Annotated in this window: 22 protein-coding genes and 1 pseudogene; 12 read left to right on the plus strand and 11 right to left on the minus strand. The window is 72.6% G+C overall.

What is annotated here, in order from left to right; all coding sequences use genetic code 11:
- The 3 genes and pseudogenes from ACWC97_RS18960 to ACWC97_RS18970 all read right to left on the minus strand — a co-directional run.
- Nucleotides 1-81: pseudogene (locus ACWC97_RS18960) on the minus strand (electron transfer flavoprotein subunit beta); the annotation flags it as partial.
- Between the two features lie 204 nt (nt 82-285).
- Complete coding sequence (locus tag ACWC97_RS18965; RefSeq protein ID WP_352274541.1) at nt 286-792, minus strand: flavin reductase family protein; 507 nt, start codon at nt 790-792, stop codon at nt 286-288.
- 196 nt (nt 793-988) lie between these two features.
- Entirely contained in the window at nt 989-1,315 is a 327-nt protein-coding gene (locus ACWC97_RS18970) for a TlpA family protein disulfide reductase (protein ID WP_352274540.1), read from the minus strand.
- Nucleotides 1,316-1,533: 218 nt separating this feature from the next.
- On the opposite strand from ACWC97_RS18970, the gene ACWC97_RS18975 reads away from it, so the two are divergent.
- Nucleotides 1,534-2,256, plus strand: coding sequence for a lysophospholipid acyltransferase family protein (locus ACWC97_RS18975; RefSeq protein ID WP_352274539.1), 723 nt, complete (start codon nt 1,534-1,536; stop codon nt 2,254-2,256).
- 75 nt (nt 2,257-2,331) lie between these two features.
- Here the strand turns inward: ACWC97_RS18975 and ACWC97_RS18980 are convergent, their stop codons facing one another.
- The 3 genes from ACWC97_RS18980 to ACWC97_RS18990 are packed head-to-tail and all read right to left on the minus strand — an operon-like array spanning nt 2,332 to nt 5,578.
- Nucleotides 2,332-3,414 (minus strand): threonine aldolase family protein, encoded by a 1,083-nt coding sequence (locus tag ACWC97_RS18980; RefSeq protein ID WP_352274538.1) that lies wholly within the window; start codon nt 3,412-3,414, stop codon nt 2,332-2,334.
- Nucleotides 3,393-4,154 (minus strand): SDR family NAD(P)-dependent oxidoreductase, encoded by a 762-nt coding sequence (locus ACWC97_RS18985; protein WP_450650403.1) that lies wholly within the window; start codon nt 4,152-4,154, stop codon nt 3,393-3,395. Before ACWC97_RS18985 ends, ACWC97_RS18980 begins: the two co-directional genes overlap by 22 nt.
- Before the next feature lie 26 nt (nt 4,155-4,180).
- Nucleotides 4,181-5,578, minus strand: coding sequence for a DUF6421 family protein (locus ACWC97_RS18990; protein ID WP_450650405.1), 1,398 nt, complete (start codon nt 5,576-5,578; stop codon nt 4,181-4,183).
- A 277-nt stretch (nt 5,579-5,855) separates the two neighbouring features.
- Here ACWC97_RS18990 and ACWC97_RS18995 point away from each other — a divergent pair, with 277 nt between their 5' ends.
- On the plus strand, nt 5,856-6,539 hold the full coding sequence (locus ACWC97_RS18995; protein WP_352274535.1) for a glycerophosphodiester phosphodiesterase: 684 nt from the start codon (nt 5,856-5,858) through the stop codon (nt 6,537-6,539).
- A gap of 37 nt (nt 6,540-6,576) precedes the next feature.
- Here the strand turns inward: ACWC97_RS18995 and ACWC97_RS19000 are convergent, their stop codons facing one another.
- Nucleotides 6,577-7,140 carry a GNAT family N-acetyltransferase gene (locus tag ACWC97_RS19000; RefSeq protein ID WP_385213307.1) on the minus strand — a complete coding sequence of 188 codons (564 nt, stop codon included), beginning with the start codon at nt 7,138-7,140 and terminating at the stop codon, nt 6,577-6,579.
- An 81-nt stretch (nt 7,141-7,221) separates the two neighbouring features.
- Here ACWC97_RS19000 and ACWC97_RS19005 point away from each other — a divergent pair, with 81 nt between their 5' ends.
- Nucleotides 7,222-7,608, plus strand: a complete 387-nt coding sequence (locus tag ACWC97_RS19005) for a VOC family protein (protein ID WP_385213310.1) — start codon at nt 7,222-7,224, stop codon at nt 7,606-7,608.
- An 8-nt stretch (nt 7,609-7,616) separates the two neighbouring features.
- Here the strand turns inward: ACWC97_RS19005 and ACWC97_RS19010 are convergent, their stop codons facing one another.
- Nucleotides 7,617-9,029, minus strand: coding sequence for an aminotransferase-like domain-containing protein (locus tag ACWC97_RS19010; protein ID WP_450650408.1), 1,413 nt, complete (start codon nt 9,027-9,029; stop codon nt 7,617-7,619).
- Nucleotides 9,030-9,133: 104 nt separating this feature from the next.
- Between ACWC97_RS19010 and ACWC97_RS19015 the strand changes: the two genes are divergently transcribed.
- The 7 genes from ACWC97_RS19015 to ACWC97_RS19045 all read left to right on the plus strand — a co-directional run bounded on the left by ACWC97_RS19015 (nt 9,134) and on the right by ACWC97_RS19045 (nt 14,782).
- Nucleotides 9,134-10,387 carry a Tm-1-like ATP-binding domain-containing protein gene (locus ACWC97_RS19015; RefSeq protein WP_450650410.1) on the plus strand — a complete coding sequence of 418 codons (1,254 nt, stop codon included), beginning with the start codon at nt 9,134-9,136 and terminating at the stop codon, nt 10,385-10,387.
- 57 nt (nt 10,388-10,444) lie between these two features.
- Nucleotides 10,445-11,269: a phosphoenolpyruvate hydrolase family protein gene (locus tag ACWC97_RS19020; RefSeq protein WP_352274530.1), complete on the plus strand. Its 825-nt coding sequence runs from the start codon at nt 10,445-10,447 to the stop codon at nt 11,267-11,269.
- Nucleotides 11,270-11,408: 139 nt separating this feature from the next.
- Nucleotides 11,409-11,978, plus strand: a complete 570-nt coding sequence (locus ACWC97_RS19025; protein WP_352274529.1) for a DUF5134 domain-containing protein — start codon at nt 11,409-11,411, stop codon at nt 11,976-11,978.
- Nucleotides 11,979-12,063: 85 nt separating this feature from the next.
- Nucleotides 12,064-12,999, plus strand: a complete 936-nt coding sequence (locus ACWC97_RS19030; RefSeq protein WP_450650412.1) for a M56 family metallopeptidase — start codon at nt 12,064-12,066, stop codon at nt 12,997-12,999.
- An 82-nt stretch (nt 13,000-13,081) separates the two neighbouring features.
- Nucleotides 13,082-13,771, plus strand: a complete 690-nt coding sequence (locus ACWC97_RS19035; RefSeq protein WP_450650414.1) for a phosphatase PAP2 family protein — start codon at nt 13,082-13,084, stop codon at nt 13,769-13,771.
- A 60-nt stretch (nt 13,772-13,831) separates the two neighbouring features.
- Complete coding sequence (locus ACWC97_RS19040) at nt 13,832-14,536, plus strand: HAD family hydrolase (protein WP_450650416.1); 705 nt, start codon at nt 13,832-13,834, stop codon at nt 14,534-14,536.
- A gap of 66 nt (nt 14,537-14,602) precedes the next feature.
- Nucleotides 14,603-14,782 carry a hypothetical protein gene (locus tag ACWC97_RS19045; protein ID WP_352274525.1) on the plus strand — a complete coding sequence of 60 codons (180 nt, stop codon included), beginning with the start codon at nt 14,603-14,605 and terminating at the stop codon, nt 14,780-14,782.
- 4 nt (nt 14,783-14,786) lie between these two features.
- On the opposite strand, the gene ACWC97_RS19050 is transcribed toward ACWC97_RS19045, so the two are convergent.
- From ACWC97_RS19050 to ACWC97_RS19060, 3 genes are all read right to left on the minus strand, one after another.
- Nucleotides 14,787-15,158, minus strand: a complete 372-nt coding sequence (locus ACWC97_RS19050; RefSeq protein WP_352274524.1) for an ArsR/SmtB family transcription factor — start codon at nt 15,156-15,158, stop codon at nt 14,787-14,789.
- 136 nt (nt 15,159-15,294) lie between these two features.
- Entirely contained in the window at nt 15,295-16,392 is a 1,098-nt protein-coding gene (locus tag ACWC97_RS19055) for an NADH:flavin oxidoreductase/NADH oxidase (protein ID WP_352274523.1), read from the minus strand.
- A gap of 93 nt (nt 16,393-16,485) precedes the next feature.
- Nucleotides 16,486-16,875: a hypothetical protein gene (locus ACWC97_RS19060; protein WP_450650419.1), complete on the minus strand. Its 390-nt coding sequence runs from the start codon at nt 16,873-16,875 to the stop codon at nt 16,486-16,488.
- A 146-nt stretch (nt 16,876-17,021) separates the two neighbouring features.
- On the opposite strand from ACWC97_RS19060, the gene ACWC97_RS19065 reads away from it, so the two are divergent.
- The gene (locus ACWC97_RS19065) at nt 17,022-17,543 is read left to right on the plus strand and encodes a GNAT family N-acetyltransferase (RefSeq protein WP_352274521.1); all 522 of its coding nucleotides are present in this window, start codon (nt 17,022-17,024) and stop codon (nt 17,541-17,543) included.
- 104 nt (nt 17,544-17,647) lie between these two features.
- On the plus strand, nt 17,648-18,736 hold the full coding sequence (locus ACWC97_RS19070; RefSeq protein WP_450650421.1) for a WD40/YVTN/BNR-like repeat-containing protein: 1,089 nt from the start codon (nt 17,648-17,650) through the stop codon (nt 18,734-18,736).
- Nucleotides 18,737-18,795 lie beyond the last annotated feature (59 nt).

Raw genomic sequence — 18,795 nt, forward strand, 5'->3', positions numbered from 1 at the left:
CACCGTCAGATCATCAGCGAAACGCCGGTCACCCGTCGCATCCGGCACATACTTCACACAGACAACGATCCTCAAGCTCACGCCGGCTCTCCTACTGCATCGTCTTTTCCGGGGGCTGCCTTGTTGCTCGCAGCATAGGCGCCTGAAGGGGCGGATTCCGGTCGGGGCGACCGACGCCCCGACCGGAAATATTACTAGTCAGTACACCCAGCGGACGGCACATCGGCAAGCGCGCGTACCTGTGACATGCCCAACGTACGACGGACTCGTGCCGTCGGGGAGGAATCAGTCCCGCAGAGCGTTGAAGCGACCCTGGTGGTACAGGAGCGGACGGCCGCTCCCGGCCGGGTCGCCGACCACGGCCTGGGCGATCACGATCCGGTGGTCGCCCGCCGGAACCCGGGCCACCACGCGGCATACCAGCCATGCCAGTACGCCGTCGAGCAGCGGCACCCCCTCGGGGCCGCTGCGCCAGAAGGTGGACGGGCCGAACCGGTCGGCACCGCTGCGGGCGAACGTGGCGGCCAGCTCCCGCTGGTGCTCACCGAGTATGTGGACGCCGACGTACTCGGCCTCGGCCAGGACCGGCCAGCTGGAGGACCCGGTTCCGGCGCCGAAGGAGATCAGCGGCGGGTCGGCCGCGACGGAGTTCAGGGAGGTGGCGGTGAAGCCGACCGGCCGGTCACCGGCCGCGGTGATCACGGCCACCCCGGCGGCGTGCTGACGGAAGACGGAGCGGAGGAGTGCGGAGGAGGCCTGGACCGGAGAGCCGATTTCGGGCGAAGCCGTCATGGAGATGTCCTTCTGCGGTGGAGACGTACGGGGCCGTGGTTGCTCAGGCACCCGGACAGCGCGCGCTCGCGTTACGGGCGAGATCGACGTGGGCCCGGCCGTAGAGAAGGGGTTCCGGCGGCATAGCGTCAGACTGACGATTCGTGGCCGGTGCCGTCAAGGGCGTCCCGCGATGTGGGAGATGCGTCACGGCCCGTCACATCACCCGTCCCAGCGCGGCGACCACGTCGACGGTGCGCGGCTGGCCGACGGCACGGCGGACGATCCGGCCGTCGGCGTCGAGGACCAGCACGGTCGGCGTCCGGCTGATCCCCAGCTCCCGTACGAGTCCGAGGTGGGCCTCGGCGTCGATCTCGACATGGGCGACGCCCGCCACCATGCGCGCCACCTCGGTGAGCGTGCGGCGGGTCGCCCGGCAGGGCTGACAGAACGCGCTGGAGAACTGTACGAGCGTGGCCCGCTCGCCCAGTTCGGCGCCGAGCCGGGCCGCGTCCAGCGGTCCTACCTGCGACTGCCCGTCCACCCTCGGCCTCCCGTCAGAGTTCGTCACAAGGGCTCAGCACCGCCGGCCACCGGGGCATTCCCGGAGGCCGCACGTGACGAGAATCTCGCCTCCCGAGCCCCTTGAGACTGGCCACCGCGTCGCGCATGGGGCACGATCGGCGCCATGCCGCAAACCTACGGCTGCGTAACTTCCGCCGGGAGAATCCTCCTCAGGCGCTGAAGAAGGGTCTTCCCCAGATGGCAGAACTCGTCTATCGACCGGTCATCGGCGCCGCTCGCACGTTTTTCAAGGCGCTCGACCTGAAGATCGACACCCAGGGTTCCGAACACATCCCGAAGACCGGCGGCGCGGTACTGGTAAGCAATCACATCAGCTATCTCGACTTCATCTTCACCGGCCTCGCGGCCCTGCCCCAGAAGCGACTCGTCCGGTTCATGGCGAAGGAATCGGTCTTCCGGCACAAGGTCTCGGGACCGCTGATGCGCGGGATGAAGCACATCCCCGTCGACCGCAAGCAGGGCGAGGCCGCGTACGCGCACGCGCTGGACTCGCTGCGCTCCGGCGAGGTCATCGGAGTGTTCCCCGAGGCGACCATCTCGGAGTCGTTCACGCTGAAGAGCTTCAAGTCGGGCGCGGCACGGCTCGCGCAGGAGGCCGGTGTGCCGCTGGTCCCGGTGGCGCTGTGGGGCACGCAGCGGCTGTGGACCAAGGGGCGGCCGCGCAATTTCAAGCGCCAGCACGTACCGGTGACCATCCGCGTCGGCGAGCCGGTGGAGGCCCCCGCCGACCAGTACGCGGGTGCGATCACCCGGCGGCTGCGGGAGCGGGTCCAGGAGCTGCTGGAGGCGGCCCAGCGGGCCTATCCGGTGCGGCCGAAGGACGCGGGCGACACCTGGTGGGTGCCCGCGCACCTCGGCGGTACGGCACCGACCCCGGCCGAGGTGAAGGGGCGGAGCTGACCCGGCCGAAACGTCACTGTGGCCCGTACCTCCCGGAGATCCGGGGAGTACGGGCCACAGGCCGTACGTGCGCGGCTACTGCCTCGCCATCTCCTCCTTGAGGGCGAGGACGAAGGCGTCGACGTCGTCCTCCGTGGTGTCGAAGGCGCACATCCAGCGCACGTCCCCGGCCGCCTCGTCCCAGAAGTAGAAGCGGAAGCGCTTCTGCAGCCGTTCGCTCACCGCGTGCGGCAGCCGGGCGAAGACCGCGTTGGCCTGGACGGGGTGGAGGATCTCCACGCCGCCCACCGCACGCACGCCCTCGGCGAGCCGCTGGGCCATCTCGTTGGCGTGCCGTGCGTTGCGCAGCCAGAGGTCCCCGGCCAGCAGCGCCTCCAGTTGCACGGAGACGAAGCGCATCTTGGAGGCGAGCTGCATCGACAGCTTGCGCAGATGCTTCATCGCGCGGACCGCGTCCGGGTCGAGGACGACCACGGCCTCGCCGAAGAGCGCCCCGTTCTTCGTGCCGCCGAAGGACAGCACGTCCACCCCGACGGTGTTGGTGAACGTGCGCATCGGCACGTCCAGCGACGCCGACGCGTTGGCTATCCGGGCCCCGTCCAGGTGGACCTTCATGCCGAGTCCGTGGGCGTGGTCGCAGATGGCGCGGATCTCGTCGGGCGTGTAGACCGTGCCGAGCTCGGTGTTCTGCGCGATCGAGACGACCTGCGGCATGGCGCGGTGCTCGTCGTCCCAGCCGTACGCCTGCCGGTCGATCAGCTCGGGGGTGAGCTTGCCGTCCGGGGTGGGCACGGTGAGCAGCTTGAGGCCGCCCACCCGCTCGGGGGCGCCGCCCTCGTCCACGTGGATGTGGGCGGACTCGGCGCAGATCACCGCACCCCAGCGGTCGGTCATCGCCTGGAGGGCGACGACGTTGGCGCCGGTCCCGTTGAACACCGGAAAGGCTTCGGCGGTGGGGCCGAAGTGGCTGTGCATGACGCGCTGGAGGTGCCCGGTGTACTCGTCCTCGCCGTAGGCGATCTGGTGGCCGCCGTTGGCGAGGGCGAGCGCGGCGAGGATCTCCGGGTGGGTGCCCGCGTAGTTGTCACTGGCGAAGCCGCGGACCTGCGGGTCGTGGTGGCGCCGCGCGTCGGTCCTTACGGTTGTGGGGTCAGCCACAGGCGCTTTCCGTTCACTTCCGGGGCGGGCCGGTCCCAGACGCCGGCGATGGCCTCGGCCAGCTCCTCGACGTCGGTGAAGCCCGCGAATTTCGCAGTCGGGCGCTCGGCGCGCATCGCGTCGTGCACCAGTGCCTTGATGACCAGAATGGCAGCCGCGGTCCTCGGCCCCTCCTCGCCCCCCGCCTTGCGGAAGGCGTCCGCGAGCGCGAGGGTCCACGCCTCGGCGGCGGCCTTCGAGGCGGAGTAGGCCGCGTTTCCCGCGGTGGGCTTGGAGGCACCGGCCGCGCTGATCAGTACGTAACGGCCCCGGTCGCTTCGCTGCAGGCCCTCCTGGAAGGCCAGTGAGGTGTGCTGGACCGTGCGGATCAGCAGTTTCTCCAGCAGGTTCCAGTCGGCGAGGTCGGTCTCGGCGAAGCTCTTGCTGCCGCGCCAGCCGCCGACCAGGTGGACCAGGCCGTCGATCCGGCCGAACTCCTTCTCGGTCCGGGCCGCCCACTCCCGGGTGGCGCCGAGGTCCAGCAGATCGACCGTGTCGCCGGTGACGGTGGCGCCGCCGTGGGCGTAGCGCGCGGCGTCGACCGCCTCGGCCAGCCTCGCGGCGTCGGCGTCGGACGCGACGACGGTCGCACCTGCCTCGGCCAGCCGGAGCAGCGTGGCGCGGCCCGCCGGTCCCGCGGCTCCGGCGACCGCGATCACGGCACCTTCGAGAGTCCCGCTGCCCTTGCCGTTTCCGTTCATGGCCACCGCCTCCTCAGACCCGGCGCTCACGCGGCTGCCCGCTCGGCATCCGCGGCGGTGATCCCCTTGGTCGAGGCGATCACGTTCTTCAGCTTCTTGGAGAGCGCCTCATAGAACATGCTCAGGGGAAACTCGTCCGGAAGCACGTCGTCGACGAGCTTGCGCGGCGGCTGCGACAGGTCCAGCGCGTCCGGACCCTTGGCCCAGCGGGAGCCGGGGTGCGGGGCGAGGTAGGACGAGACCAGCTCGTAGGCGGCGAACCAGTGGACCAGCTTGGGGCGGTCGATGCCGTCGCGGTAGAGCTTCTCGATCTCGCCGCAGAGCTGGTTGGTGATCTGCGGGGCACGGTCCCAGTCGATCTTCAGCGTGTTGTCGGTCCACCGGACGACGTCGTGCTTGTGCAGGTACGCGAAGAGCAGCTGGCCGCCGAGGCCGTCGTAGTTGCGGACCCGCTCGCCGGTGACGGGGAAGCGGAACATCCGGTCGAAGAGCACGGCGTACTGGACGTCACGGCCCTGGGGGAAGCCGTCGGCCTCCAGCTTCACGGCCTCCTTGAAGGCGGTGAGGTCGCAGCGCAGCTCCTCCAGTCCGTACATCCAGAACGGCTGGCGCTGCTTGATCATGAAGGGGTCGAACGGCAGGTCGCCATGGCTGTGCGTCCGGTCGTGGACCATGTCCCAGAGCACGAACGCCTGCTCGCAGCGCTGCTGGTCGCCGACCATCTCCTGGATGTCCTCGGGCAGTTCGAGGCCGAGCAGCTCGACGGACGCCTCGGTGACCCGGCGGAAGCGGGCCGCCTCGCGGTCGCAGAAGATGCCGCCCCAGCTGAACCGCTCGGGGGCCTCGCGCACGGCGATGGTCTCCGGGAAGAGCACGGCGGAGTTGGTGTCGTACCCCGAGGTGAAGTCCTCGAAGGTGATGCCGCAGAACAGCGGGTTGTCGTAGCGGGTCGCCTCCAGCTCGGCCAGCCACTCGGGCCAGACCATCCGCAGGACGACCGCTTCGAGGTTGCGGTCCGGGTTGCCGTTCTGCGTGTACATCGCGAAGACGACCAGGTGCTGGAGTCCGTCGGCGCGGTCCTTGGCCGGCTGGAAGGCGAGCAGCGAGTCGAGGAAGTCCGGCACGCCGAAGCCGTCGGTGACCCAGCGGCGCAGGTCGGCGACCAGGGCGCGGTGGTAGGCGGCGTCGTGCGGCAGCAGCGGGGAGAGCTCCTCGACCGCGGCGATCACCCGGTCGACGGCGGAGCGCGCGGTCTCGGGGGACGGCGCCCCCTCGACCTCGAAGTCGATGGAGCCGTCCTTCGACTGCCAGGGCCGGATCTCCTCCACGGCATTCTTGAGCAGGGGCCAGGCGGAGTGGTCGACCACCCGCTGATCCGTAGCTATGCCGCCTCCGGCGGCGCCGTGCACAAGAATTTCCGTCATGTCACTTCCTCCACAGGAGAACCTCGCGTTAAGCAACCGTATCCATGTGGGGTTCTTCGAGACAAGTGGGACTCAGTAAATTATCCTGCGGACCCCCCATGGTCACCGCGATTTTTCCTGTCCAAAGCGGGACTCGTGGCGACTTCCCCGGGATTACCCGGGACCGTGGTGCCACAGGAGCGGGAGCTTGCTCCGACTGCCTCGCCGGCGTCATGCCGGAGCGTCCGGTGGGTAGGAGACCGCACCGGGAAGACGTCTCGACGGAAGCGGGTTTGCCATGTCTTTTCTCACCATCGGACATCGCGGGGTGATGGGTGTCGAGCCGGAGAACACCTTGCGCTCGTTCGTCCGGGCCGAGCGCGCCGGGATGGACGCGATCGAGCTGGATCTCCATCTGAGCAAGGACGGCGCCCTGGCCGTCATGCACGACGCCGAGGTGGACCGGACGACCGACGGTACGGGGCCGATCAGCGAGAAGACCCTGGCCGAGCTGCGCGAACTCGACGCCGGACAGGGTGAGCGGGTGCCGGTCTTCGAGGAGGTGCTCGACGCCGTGCGGTCCCCCGTGCAGGCCGAGATCAAGGACGCGGCGGCGGCCCGCGCGCTGGCCGAGGTGATGCTGCGCCGCGGCCTCGCCGACCGGGTCGAGGTGTCGTCGTTCCACGACGAGGCGGTGGCCGAGATCGCCCGCCTGGTGCCGGGGGTGCGGACCGTGCTCATCGCGAGCCGCTGGCAGGGCGACGTGGTCGACCGGGCGAAGGCGGTGGGGGCGGCGACGCTGGCGCTGAACATCCGCCGCCTCACCCTGGAGGTGACGGAGCGGGCCCACGCGGAGGGGCTGAGGGTCATCGGCTGGGTGGTGAACACCCAGGACCATCTGCGGCTGGCCCGGGCGCTGCGGCTGGACGGGGTGACGACCGACCACCCGGAGATCCGCCGCGCCGGCCGCTTCACCGCCTGACCGCCCCGGCCCGCCGCCGGTCACCGGCGGCGGGCCGCTACGCCGCTCCGGTGGCGAGGTCCTTGACGAGCAGCTCGAAGGCGAGGTCGTCGCGCTGCGGAATGCCGAAGCGCTCGTCGCCGTACGGGAACGGGCTCAGCTCGCCCGTACGGCGGTAGCCGCGCCGCTCGTACCAGGCGATCAGTTCGTCCCGGACGGAGATCACGGTCATGTGCATCTCGCGCACGCCCCAGCCCTCGCGGACGGTGCGCTCGGCCTCGGCGATGATCACCTTGCCGAGCCCCTCACCCTGGAGTTCCGGACGGACCGCGAACATGCCGAAGTAGGCGGCGGTGTCGCGGTGTTCGAGCTGGCAGCAGGCGACGAGCACGCCGTCCCGCTCCACCACCAGCAGCCGGCTGCCGGGCGACTCGACGATCCGGCGCACCCCGTCGGGGTCGGTCCGCTGCCCCTGGAGGATGTCCGCCTCGGTGGTCCATCCGGCCCGGCTGGCATCCCCCCGGTACGCCGACTCGATCAGCGCCACCAGCGCGGGCACATCGGCGTCGACCGCGTCGCGGAAGGTCGGCTGTCCGGGTTCCCGGGCGGAAACTGCGTCCATCGTGGTGGTTCTCCGTCTCTTCACTCTCACGGCCGTGCCGGAGCAGCGTAACCCCGGGAACGGGCCCCTTAGAGTCCGGGCATGGTGCACGTACTGAGCAGCCGGGTCCTGCTGCATCCGGTCGACCCCGAACGGTCACGGCGGTTCTACGGCGAGCGGCTCGGGCTGCCCGTGTACCGGGAGTTCGGCACCGGCCCCGAGCGGGGCACGGTCTACTTCCTCGGCGGGGGCTTCCTGGAGGTGTCCGGGCGGGCCGCCGGGCCACCGGTGCCCGGTCTCGAACTGTGGATGCAGGTCGCGGACGTACGGGCGGCGCACGTGGAGCTGTCCGGCCGCGGCGTCGAGGTGCTGCGGGAGCCGGTGCGCGAGCCGTGGGGGCTGGTCGAGATGTGGATCGCCGATCCGGACGGGCACCGGATCGTCGTGGTGGAGGTGCCGGCCGGCCATCCGCTGCGCTACCGCCCCTGACGCCGCCGTCAGTGCGCGGCGCGGCTGCGTTCCGCGCAGTCGACGAGTACCGGCAGGGCCCTGGCCAGGGCGCCGTCCCGGTCGGCGAACGGGAGCCGCACATGGTGCCGGAAGCCGTCCACGGCGGAGAAGGCCGGTCCGGGGACGATCAGTACGCCCGCGCGGCGGGCCAGCTGGGCGGTGGCCTCGGCGTCGGCACCGGGCAGCTCGACCCAGAGGGCGGAGCCGCCGTCGGGGCGCCGCCACCGCCAGCCGGTGTCCTGGTCCCGCAGGAGGCGTTCGGTCTCCACGAGGCGTTCCCGCAGCCGGGCGCGGCGGCGCGCCCTGGCCTCGGGGAGCTGCCGGAGCAGCGTCACCGCGAGGAGCTGGTCCACCACCGGGCAGGACAGGTCGATGGACTTCTTGATGTCGGCGAGGCGGCGGACGACCGGGGTGGAGGCGCGGATCCAGCCGATCCGCAGGCCGCCCCAGAAGAGCTTGGAGAGGGTGCCGACGGTGGCCGTGGCGGCGGGCGGCAGCAGCCCGGCCAGCGGGGCGGGCGCGGCGTCGTGGTGCAGGGCCAGTTCGGCGTAGGCGTTGTCCTCCACCGTGTACAGGCCCTGGTCGGTGAGGACGGCGGCCCAGGCGCGGCGGGCGGCCTCGTCGGCGGCGCGCCCGGTGGGGTTGTGGAGCGAGGGCTGGAGGTAGACCAGGCGCGGGCGGACGTGGCCGGTCAGCCGGGCCAGTGCGGCGGCGCCGTGCGGGCCGTCGGCGGGCAGGGGGACGAGCCGGGCGCCCCGGGCGCGCAGTGCTTCGAGGGCGCCGCGATAGGTCGGGTCCTCGACGACCACGGTGTCGCCGGGCTCGACCAGGCCCTGGGTGATCAGCCAGACGGCCTGCTGGGATCCGGCGGTCACCAGGATCTGGTCGGCGCTGGTCGGCAGCCCCGCCGACCGGTGGTAACCGGCGATCGCCTCGCGGAGCTCGGGCAGCCCGTACGGGAGGTACCCGTCCCCGGTCAGCGCGGTGGTGAGGTCGGCGGCCGAGAGCGCGTCGGCGGCCGCCGCGACGGAGGGCAGCCCGTCCAGGGCGCCGCTCGACAGGTCGATGACGCCGTCCCTGGTCCCGAAGCTGGCCAGCCGCCCCTCGGTGACGGGCCGGCCCACCGCCCCCGAGCCCCGCAGCCGGGAGCCGCTGCCCCGTCTGCTCTCCAGCTGTCCGCAGGCCTCCAGCAGACCGTACGCGGCCGTCACCGTGGAACGGCTGACGCCCAGCGCCGCGGCCAGGGCCCGCTGGGAGGGCAGCACCGTGCCCGGCGCGACGTCCCCGCGCTCGGCGAGTTCGCTCAGCGCCGCGGCGAGCAGCGCGGGCAGCGCGCCGGTGCCGTCCTTGGACCACCCGGTCAGCAGGCGGGAGAGCCGGGTGGGAGGAATCCGCTCCATGGCCCCATCATCGCCCGACGCAGGCCAATTGCCGTCAAGTGGTCTTTGCCGCCGCCGGGCGGCTCGCACATGATCGGGAGGACGCCGTTGCAAAGGAGCGAGACATGGCGACCGTGGTGCTCGTCGGGACACTGGACACCAAGGGGGCGGAGTACGCGTGGCTGTCGGAGCGGATTCGTGAGGCCGGCTGCGACGTGGTGCTCGTCGACGCCGGGGTGATGCCCTCGCCCGTCGACGGCCCGGCGGGCGACATCGACGCGGCGGCCGTCGCGCGCCGCGCCGGGCACGGGCTGGACGCGCTGCGGGCCGCCGGGGACCGGGGAGCGGCGGTCACCGCGATGGCCGAGGGCGTGGAGCGGATCGTGGGCGATCTGCACCGGGAGGGGCAGCTCCACGCGGTGCTGGCCGTGGCCGGGAGCGGTGGCTCGTTCATCGCCGCGCGCGCCATGCAGGCACTGCCGATCGGCGTCCCCAAGGTGCTGGTGTCCACCATGGCGAGCGGGGACGTGTCGCCGTACGTGGGCAGCAGCGACATCACGATGATGTACAGCGTCGTCGACGTGGCGGGCATCAACTCGGTGTCGTCGCAGATCCTGGGCAACGCGGCCGCGGCGGCGGCCGGCATGGCCGTCCACCACGAGCGGAGCCTGCGCAACCCGGGCCCCCAGGGGCGTCCGCTGGTCGGTGCCAGCCAGTTCGGCGTCACCACCGCCGCCGTCGACGCCGCCCGGCAGCGGCTGGACGAGCTGGGGTACGAGGTCCTGGTCTTCCACGCCACGGGGGCCGGCGGCCGGGCGCTGGAGAAGCTCACGGCGGGCGGGTTCCTCGCCGGTGTGCTGGACCTGACCACCACCGAACTGGCGGACGACCTGGTCGGCGGGGTGCTGAGCGCGGGGCCGGACCGGCTGACCGCGGCGGGCCTGGCCGGGGTGCCGCAGGTGGTCGCGCCCGGGGCGCTGGACATGGTGAACTTCGGCCCCGCCGACACCGTCCCGGAGCGGTTCGCCGACCGCCGTCTCCTGGTCCACAACCCCACCGTCACCCTGATGCGCACCACGCCCGGCGAGATGGCCGAGCTGGGCGCCTCGATGGGACGGAAGCTGGCCGCGGCCCACGGCCCGACGGCGGTGCTGTGGCCGTTGGGCGGTGTCTCCGCCGTGGACGCCCCGGGCGGCCCGTTCCACGATCCGGAGGCCGACGCGGCCGGGCTCGCCGCCCTGCGGGAGGCGGTGCGCGGCAGTGCCGTGGACCTGCGGGAGATCGGCGCCCACCTCAACGACCCGTCGTTCGCCGTCGCCGCCGCCGACCACCTCCACCAGCTGATCACGGCGCACGGCACGGCCCGCGCTCGGTCCTGAGCGGCGGCGCCCACCGACCACCCCATGAACACCTCTCGTCCGAACAGGAGCTCATCCGTGAACCGCACACAAGCACTGGCCCGACTGACCGAACAGGTCCGGTCCGGCCGGGCCGTCATCGGGGCGGGCGCGGGCACCGGTCTGTCCGCCAAGTGCGCGGAGGCCGGCGGCGTCGACCTGCTGATCATCTACAACTCCGGCCGCTACCGGATGGCCGGCCGCGGCTCGCTGGCGGGCCTGCTGCCCTACGGTGACGCCAACGCCATCGTGCTCGACATGGCGGGCGAGGTCCTGCCGGTGGTGCGGGACGTCCCGGTGCTCGCCGGGGTGTGCGGCACCGACCCGTTCCGGATCATGGGCAACTTCCTCGACCAGCTGAAGGCCGTGGGCTTCACCGGTGTGCAGAACTTCCCGACCGTCGGCCTGTACGACGGGAAGTTCCGGGAGAACCTGGAGGAGACCGGGATGGGCTTCGGCCTGGAGGTCGACATGATCCGCCAGGCCCATGAGCGCGATCTGCTCACCGCTCCCTATGTGTTCGACCCGGATCAGGCGGCCGCGATGGCGCGGGCCGGTGCCGATGTGCTCGTTCCGCACGTCGGGCTGACCACCAAGGGGTCGATCGGCGCCGCGACCGCGCTCACGCTCGACGAGGCCGCCACCGCCGTGCAGGAGATGCACGACGCGGCCAAGCGGGTCAATCCGGAGATCGTCGTGCTCTGCCACGGCGGGCCGATAGCCGAACCCGAGGACGCCCGTTACGTCCTGGAGCACACCTCGGGGATCGCCGGGTTCTTCGGCGCCTCGTCCATGGAACGGCTGCCCACCGAGCGGGCCATCACCGAGCAGGCGCGCGCCTTCAAGGCCCTCACGCTCGACTGACCCCGGGCCGCAACCGCACCGCGCGCGGAGGGAACGCTCCCTCCGCGCGCTCCCCCTGTACCCCAGTGCGCCGCGTACGGCAGTTCCCGTACGGGCATCGACCTTGGGGGTACCGCGTCGTACGTCCAGGGGGTGTGCCGTGCACGGACCGGTGGTTCCGGGCTGGTTGTTGATGGCCTTGTGCGCGGCGGCGGGGGCCTACTGCCTGCTGCGCACCCGGGGCGAGAGCGGGGAGGGGCGCAGGGCGGCGCGCGCGGAGGCGCTGATGGGCTTCGGCATGGCGGCGATGGCCGTGCCCGCGGCCGTCGTGCCGCCGCCCGCCTGGGGCTGGGCGGTGTACGCGGTGCTGTTCGGCGGGGCCGCCCTGCGCGCCCTCTGGTTCGCCCGGCTCGACCGGCACCATCTGCATCATCTGGTCGGTTCCGTGGCGATGGTCTACATGGCGCTGACGATGGCGCCCGGCGCGGGCGCGGGGCACGGCGTCCACGCGGGCCACGGGGCAGCGGTGGCGGGAGGCGTCCCGCTGCTGACCGGGGGGCTGCTGGCCTACTTCGCGGTGTACGTGCTGCGGTCGGGGGCGCGGCTGATACCCGTGGCCGCGGCGTCCGGCGGCGGCGCCGCGGGAGGCTGGGCCACCCGGCCCGAGCTGGCCCTCGCCTGCCGGCTGACGATGGGGATGGCGATGTTCGCGATGCTGCTCGGCCTGTGAGACGACCGCCCGGCAAACCGTGGCGTGCGTCACTTGCCGTGCACGGCCATACCCGTGGCCGCCGCGCCCCTCATAGGCTGGCTGCATGTTGGTCTCCCTCGCACTGCTGCTGCTCGGTGCACTGGCCGCCGTCCTGACCCCGCGGCTGATGGCCCGGGCACGGTGGCCGGAGCGCGAGCCCGTGGTGGCGCTCTGGGTGTGGCAGTGCGCGGTGGCCGGGGTGCTGGTCTCGTTCGCGCTCTCCATGACGTTCAGCGCCGCCGCCGCCTGGCAGGCGGTGCGCGGCCATGTGTTCGCTCCGGCGCCGCGGGCGGTGGTGGAGGCGTACGCGCTCGGCGGGCACGGCTCCTGGTCGGCGGCGATGGCGGTGCTGCTGGCGCTCGGCGGCGTCTGGTCGGCGGTGATGCTGACCCGGGAGATCCGCCGGGCCCGGGTGCGACGGCGCACACGGCGTGCCGAACTGCTGGTGCGGGCCCCGCTGATGCCCGGCGAGGAGGCCGGCAGCGCCCGTCTGGTGGTGCTGGAGGGTGACCGTCCGGATGCCTGGTGGCTGCCGGGCGCCGCCCCTCAACTGGTCATCACCACCACGGCACTCCGGCGCCTGAAAGGCCGTCAGCTCGACGCGGTACTCGCCCATGAGCAGGGGCACGCGAAGGCGCGCCACGACTGGCTGCTGCACTGCTCCGGCGCCCTGGCCTCCGGGTTCCCGCAGGTCCCGGTCTTCGCGGCGTTCCGCGACGAGATGCACCGGCTGGTCGAACTGGCCGCGGACGACGTGGCGTCCAAGCGTTTCGGGCGGCTCACGATCGCCCTGGCCCTGGTGGAACTGAACGAGGACCGCGGGGTGTTCGGCCCGTGCCCGACGCCGGGCGCACAGCTCCCGATGCGGGTGAACCGGCTGCTGACCCCGGCGGACCGGCTCACCGCCGGGCACAGGCTCCGGCTGACCGCCGCGGCCGCGCTGGTTCCGGTGGTCCCGCTGCTGATCGCGTTCCTCCCCGGGCTCAGCGCACTGCGATAGCGCACCGGCCCCGGCGTCGAAAGTGCGCCGCCACAAGGCTCTGTGGTGGCCGCGGCGGCCCGTCGTCCGCGAGGATCGCCCCATGCCGTCCACCTCGCTCGCCCCGCCGCCCCTCCGCCACCACCGGCTCACCGCGCTGCGCGCGGGCACGGTCTGCGGGCTGCTCTTCCTGGCCCTGCTGGCCCTCGTGGCCGTGCGGTGGTCACCGCTGATGGACCTGGACCGCACCGTCGCGGACACCTTGCACCGCGGAGCGGTGACCGAGCCGGGGCTGGTGCACGTCAACCGGGTCCTGACCGACTGGTTCTGGGACCCGTGGACCATGCGGGCCCTGATCGCCGTGGCGGTGGTGGCGCTGTGGTGGCGGGGGGCCCGGCCGCTCGCGGTGTGGGTGGCGGCGACGAGCCTGCTGGGCACGCTGGCGCAGCAGGGGCTGAAGTCCGCGGTCGGCCGGGAGCGGCCGCGCTGGCCCGACCCGGTGGACTCCGCGCACTACGCCGCGTTCCCCTCGGGCCACGCGCTGACGGCCGTGGTGACCTGCGGGCTGCTGCTGTGGCTGCTGCGCCGGTACGGTGCCGGGCCCCGGCTGTGGCGCGGGGCGCTGGCCGTGGCGGGCGTCTCCGTCGTCGGGGTGGGGGTGACCCGGCTCTACCTGGGGGTCCACTGGCTGAGCGACGTACTGGGCGGCTGGCTGCTGGGGGCTGCCCTGGTGGGTCTCTCGGTCGCCGGGTTCGCGTGGTACGAGCGGCGCGGCGGGGCGCGTACGCGGTGAGCCACCGGCCCGGACCGGCCCCCTTGCGGTGTGTCGCGCGCACCGGGAAGTATCGCGATCATGCAGATCAAGGGCGTGTTGTTCGACTTCTCCGGGACCCTCTTCCGTATCGAGCCGGTCCGTTCCTGGCTCCGCGCGGTCCTCACCGAGCGCGGCGTCACGGTGGACGAATCCGCCTTCGAGCGGTACGCGGCCGGCCTGGAAGCCGCCGGGGCCCTGCCGGGCGGTCCTGCTCCCCGGCACGTCCCGGCCCCGCTCGCCGCCCTGTGGGCCGGCCGGGACGAGAGCGCGCGGGCGCACCGGGAGACGTACACCGCTCTGGCCCGCCAGGTGGCGCTCCCGGACCCGGGGCTGTACGACGCGCTGTACGAGCGGCACCGGACGCCCGCCGCCTGGCAGCCCTACCCGGACGCGGCCGAGGTCCTCGGGGCGTTGCGCGGGAAGGGTGTCCGGGTCGGCGTGGTCAGCAACATCGGCTGGGACCTGCGCCCGATCTTCCGGGGGCACGGCCTCGACAACCTGATCGACACCTACGTCCTGTCGTTCGAGCACGGCATCCAGAAGCCGGACCCACGAATTTTCCACATGGCCTGCACATCTCTCGGACTGGATCCGGCCGATGTGGTGATGGTCGGGGACGACCGGGAGGCGGACGGCGGAGCAGCCGCGATCGGCTGCGACGTGCGGTTCGTGCGGCATCTGCCGGTGTCGGAGCGGCCCGACGGACTGCGGACGCTCGAACTGGTACCGGGCGTTCCCCGGTAGGCATGTGAGAGATGTCCCTGACGCGCAATGGGTCCGATTGTCACATCGTGGCCTTAGCCTGTAACCATGTCCCGTTCTTCGTGCTCCTCCGATTCCACGCGCACCGCCGCCGCGGTGAACGAAGAAATCCGTGACCTGTGGCAGCGCTCGGGCGGCTGCCTGTCCCCGGAGGACGAGGAGCAGTACCAGCGACTGCTGGTGGAGTGGGCCGCGGCGACGGGCGACTCCTCCCGGCCCGCCGCCTGACGGCTCAGCGTTCCTCGCCTATGCGCCGCGCCTGGCGGGCGGCCGCGTCCAGCACGTGGTCGAGCAGCCCCGGGAACAGCTCCTCCAGATCGTCCCGCCGCAGGCCGTTCATCTTGGCCGTGCCCCGGTAGACCTGCTGGACGATGCCGCTCTCGCGGAGCACCCGGAAGTGGTGCGTGGTCGTCGACTTGGTCACCGGGAGGTCGAAGCAGGAGCAGCTGAGTTCGGACTCGGCGGCGGCCAGCTCGCGGACGATGCACAGACGCACCGGGTCGGAGAGTGCGTGCAGCACCGCCTCGACGCGGATCTCGTCCCGTGCCGGATGGTCGAGTACCCGGCCGCCGGCCTCGGCGGCGGGGGCGCTGGCGGGGGTCACGGCGGCTCCACCTCCTGGATGTGCACGGGCCCGTGCGGGTTCCCATGATACGAGACACGTCGAAGTTGGAGGCGCCCCCGCCGCCCCGCCCGTGCCCCTTCCCGCCGGTCGCGCACCCGGACGACCGGCGGGGCGGTCAGACGACGCGGAGGTACTGGTCCGGGGTGCGCAGCTCGCCACCCAGCTCACGGGCCGCGCGCTGGGCCCATGACGGGTCGCGCAGCAGTTCGCGGCCGAGCAGGACGGCGTCCGCCCGCCCCTCGGTGATGATCTTCTCGGCCTGCTGCGGTTCGGTGATCAGACCGACCGCCGCCACCGGGAGCGAGGTCTCGGCCCTGACCCGCTCGGCGAAGGGGACCTGATAGCCCGGCCCGGTCGCGATGCGGACCCTCGGGGCGTTCCCGCCGCTGGAGACGTCCAGCAGATCGACGCCGTGGGCCTGGAGCAGCCCGGCCAGGCGCACGGTCTCGTCGACCGTCCACCCCTCGCGGTCGTCCTCCTCGTCCTCCGTGAGCCAGTCCGTGGCGGAGATCCGGAAGAGCACCGGCAGCTCCTCGGGCCAGACCTCGCGGACCGCGTCGACGATCTCCAGGGCGAGGCGGGTGCGGTTCTCGAAGCTGCCGCCGTACTCGTCGGTGCGCCGGTTGCTGTACGGGGAGAGGAACTGCCCGACGAGGTAGCCGTGGGCGCCGTGCACCTCGGCGACCTGGAACCCGGCGTCAAGGGCGCGGCGGGCGGCCTCGCGGAAGCTGTCGACGACCTCGCGGATCCCGTCCGTGGTCAGCTCGTGCGGCACGGGGTGGCCGTCGTCGAACGGCAGCGGGCTCGGGGCGACCGGCGTCCAGCCGTGCGCCTCCGGTCCGACCGGGGCGCCGCCCAGCCAGGGGGCCGCGGTGGAGGCCTTCCGTCCGGCATGGGCGAGCTGGATCCCGGGAACGGAGCCCTGGCTCTTGATGAAGTCCGTGATCCGGCGGAACGCGGCGACCTGGGTGTCGTTCCAGATGCCGAGGTCGCTGGGGCTGATCCGGCCCTCGGGGCTGACGGCCGTCGCCTCGGTGAGGATGAGCCCCGTTCCCCCGATGGCGCGCGCCGCGAGGTGCGCGAAGTGCCAGTCGGTCGCGACACCGGTCTCCGGACCCTCCGGTGCGGCGCTGTACTGGCACATGGGTGCCATCCAGACCCGGTTGGGAACAACGAGCGACCGCAGGGTGTAGGGCTCGAAGAGGGCACTCACGTCGGACTCCGTTTCGACGACTGCGAAGGATCACTACTACGGCAGTCATCGTACTACGACATTCATCAAAGTACGAAGCCCCTCGTACTAGATTCAGGATCCGTCGCCGCGCCGCCGGAGCGTGATGGCGGCCGCCGCGTCATAGCCCTGGGTCCAGCTCCGCCCGGCCCCCGACCGCCAGGTGATCTGGGCGGTGGCGCCGTCGACCCGGACCGCCTCCACGGTCATGGTGCGTTCGCCGTCCCGCACGTCCCCCCGGCGCAGCTCACACGCCTGAACGGTCACGAGCCGTACGGTGCCGGCGCGGTCGGCCTCGTCCGCCGCGCGGAGCAGCTCGGCCGCCAGCTCCCGGGCCCGCTCGGGGGTGCAGAACAGCGAGACGCCGCCTGCGGGCCCCGCCGCCCTGATCCCGACCCGCGCCCCGGCCGGGTCCACCTCCAGGACCGCTCCGCGCCCCTCGACGTCCTCGACACCGCTCACCATCGCTCCACTCCTCCGTCCCGCCGGGCCGACGCGGTCCGCCGGCCCGGTCCAGCCTGCGGTGCAGGGGGCGCCCGGCGCCACTTCCGCCGCCGGTCCCCCGGTATTGCGTTGCGGACCCCGGACGGCCGTGCGTACCGTCTGCGGCCATGACGACCCCTGTCCTGCACACCGCACGCCTGCGCCTGGAGCCGTACACCCCCGCCGACGAGGAGGACTTCGTCGGACTGTTCCAGGACGCGTCGGTCGCCCGGTGGATGGGGGAAGGACTCCAGACCGAGGCCGAGGACCGCGCCCTGTTCGGGCGGATCTTCAGCAAGGTCTACGCGCGGGAGTTGTTCGACGTCTGGGCGGTCCGGCACGACGGCCGCTTCATCGGCCACGCGGAGATCAAGCCGTCCTCGAGCGTGGACGGCCACGAGATCGTGTACGCGCTCGCCGCCCCGGCGTGGGGGCACGGTTTCGGCACCGAGACCGCGCGGGCCCTGACCCGGTACGGGTTCGACACGCTCGGCCTGTCCGAGGTGCACGCCACGGTGGCCGCCGGGAACACCGCCTCGGTGGCGCTGCTGGAGCGGATCGGCTTCCGGCACGTCCGGGACATCACGGAGGACGACGGCGGCACGACCCTGGTCCTGACCTGCTCCGAGGAGGCCGGCCGTCCCGGGTAGGGCCCGGACCGGACCAGGTGTCGGCGACGACCTGCGGGCCACTGTCAGTGGCCGGGTGCAGACTGGCCCGTATCCGGCACAACGGCGTTTCGGGAGGTTCGGTCATGACCGACGTACTGCTCACCGTGGGCACCCGCAAGGGACTCTTCATCGGCCGCAGGCACGGTGGTACGTGGGAGTTCGACGGCCCGTACTTCAATGCCCAGGCGATCTACTCGGTGGCCATCGACACCCGCGGAAAGGTCCCACGCCTCCTGGCCGGGGGTGACAGCGCGCACTGGGGCCCGTCGGTCTTCCACTCCGACGACCTGGGCCGCAGCTGGGTCGATCCGGAGAAGCCCGCCGTGAAGTTTCCCCCGTTCACCGGGGCGTCCCTGGAGCGGGTCTGGCAGCTGCACCCGGCCGGGCCGGAGGCGCCCGGCGTCGTGTACGCGGGCACCGAACCGGCCGCGCTGTTCCGGTCCGAGGACGGCGGGGAGTCGTTCGAGCTGGTCCGCCCGCTGTGGGAGCATCCGACGCGCTCGCGCTGGGTGCCGGGCGGCGGCGGTGAGGGGCTGCACACGATCCTGACGGACCGCAGGGACGCCCGCGCCGTGACCGTGGCCGTCTCCGCGGCCGGGGTGTTCCGCACCCAGGACGGCGGCGCCAGCTGGGCACCGGCCAACAAGGGGGTGTCCGCGGTCTTCCTCCCCGACCCCGACCCGGAGTTCGGCCAGTGCGTCCACAAGGTGACGAGGGACGCCGTCGACCCCGACCGGCTCTATCTCCAGAACCACTGGGGCGTCTTCCGCAGCGACGACGCGGGGGACCACTGGACCGACATCGGCCAGGGCCTCCCCTCCGACTTCGGCTTCGCCGCCGCCGCCCACCCGCACCGCGCGGACACCGTGTACGTCTTCCCGATCAACGCCGACGCCGACCGGGTGCCCGCCGAGCACCGCTGCCGGGTGTTCCGCACCGGTGACGCGGGCGCCACCTGGGAGCCGCTGTCGACGGGCCTGCCCGAGGAGACGCACTACGGCACCGTGCTGCGCGACGCCCTGTGCACGGACGACGCCGATCCGGCCGGCGTCTACTTCGGCAACCGCAACGGCGAGGTGTACGCCAGCGCGGACGACGGCGACAGCTGGCAGCAGCTCGCCGCCCACCTGCCGGACGTGCTGTGCGTGCGGGCGGCGGTGATCGACGCCTGACGCGCCGGAGGGGCGGGGGCGGCGCGGGCCGGTCCCGCCCCCGCGCCTCGGATGGCCGG

This window comes from Streptomyces sp. NPDC001108, assembly GCF_053598535.1.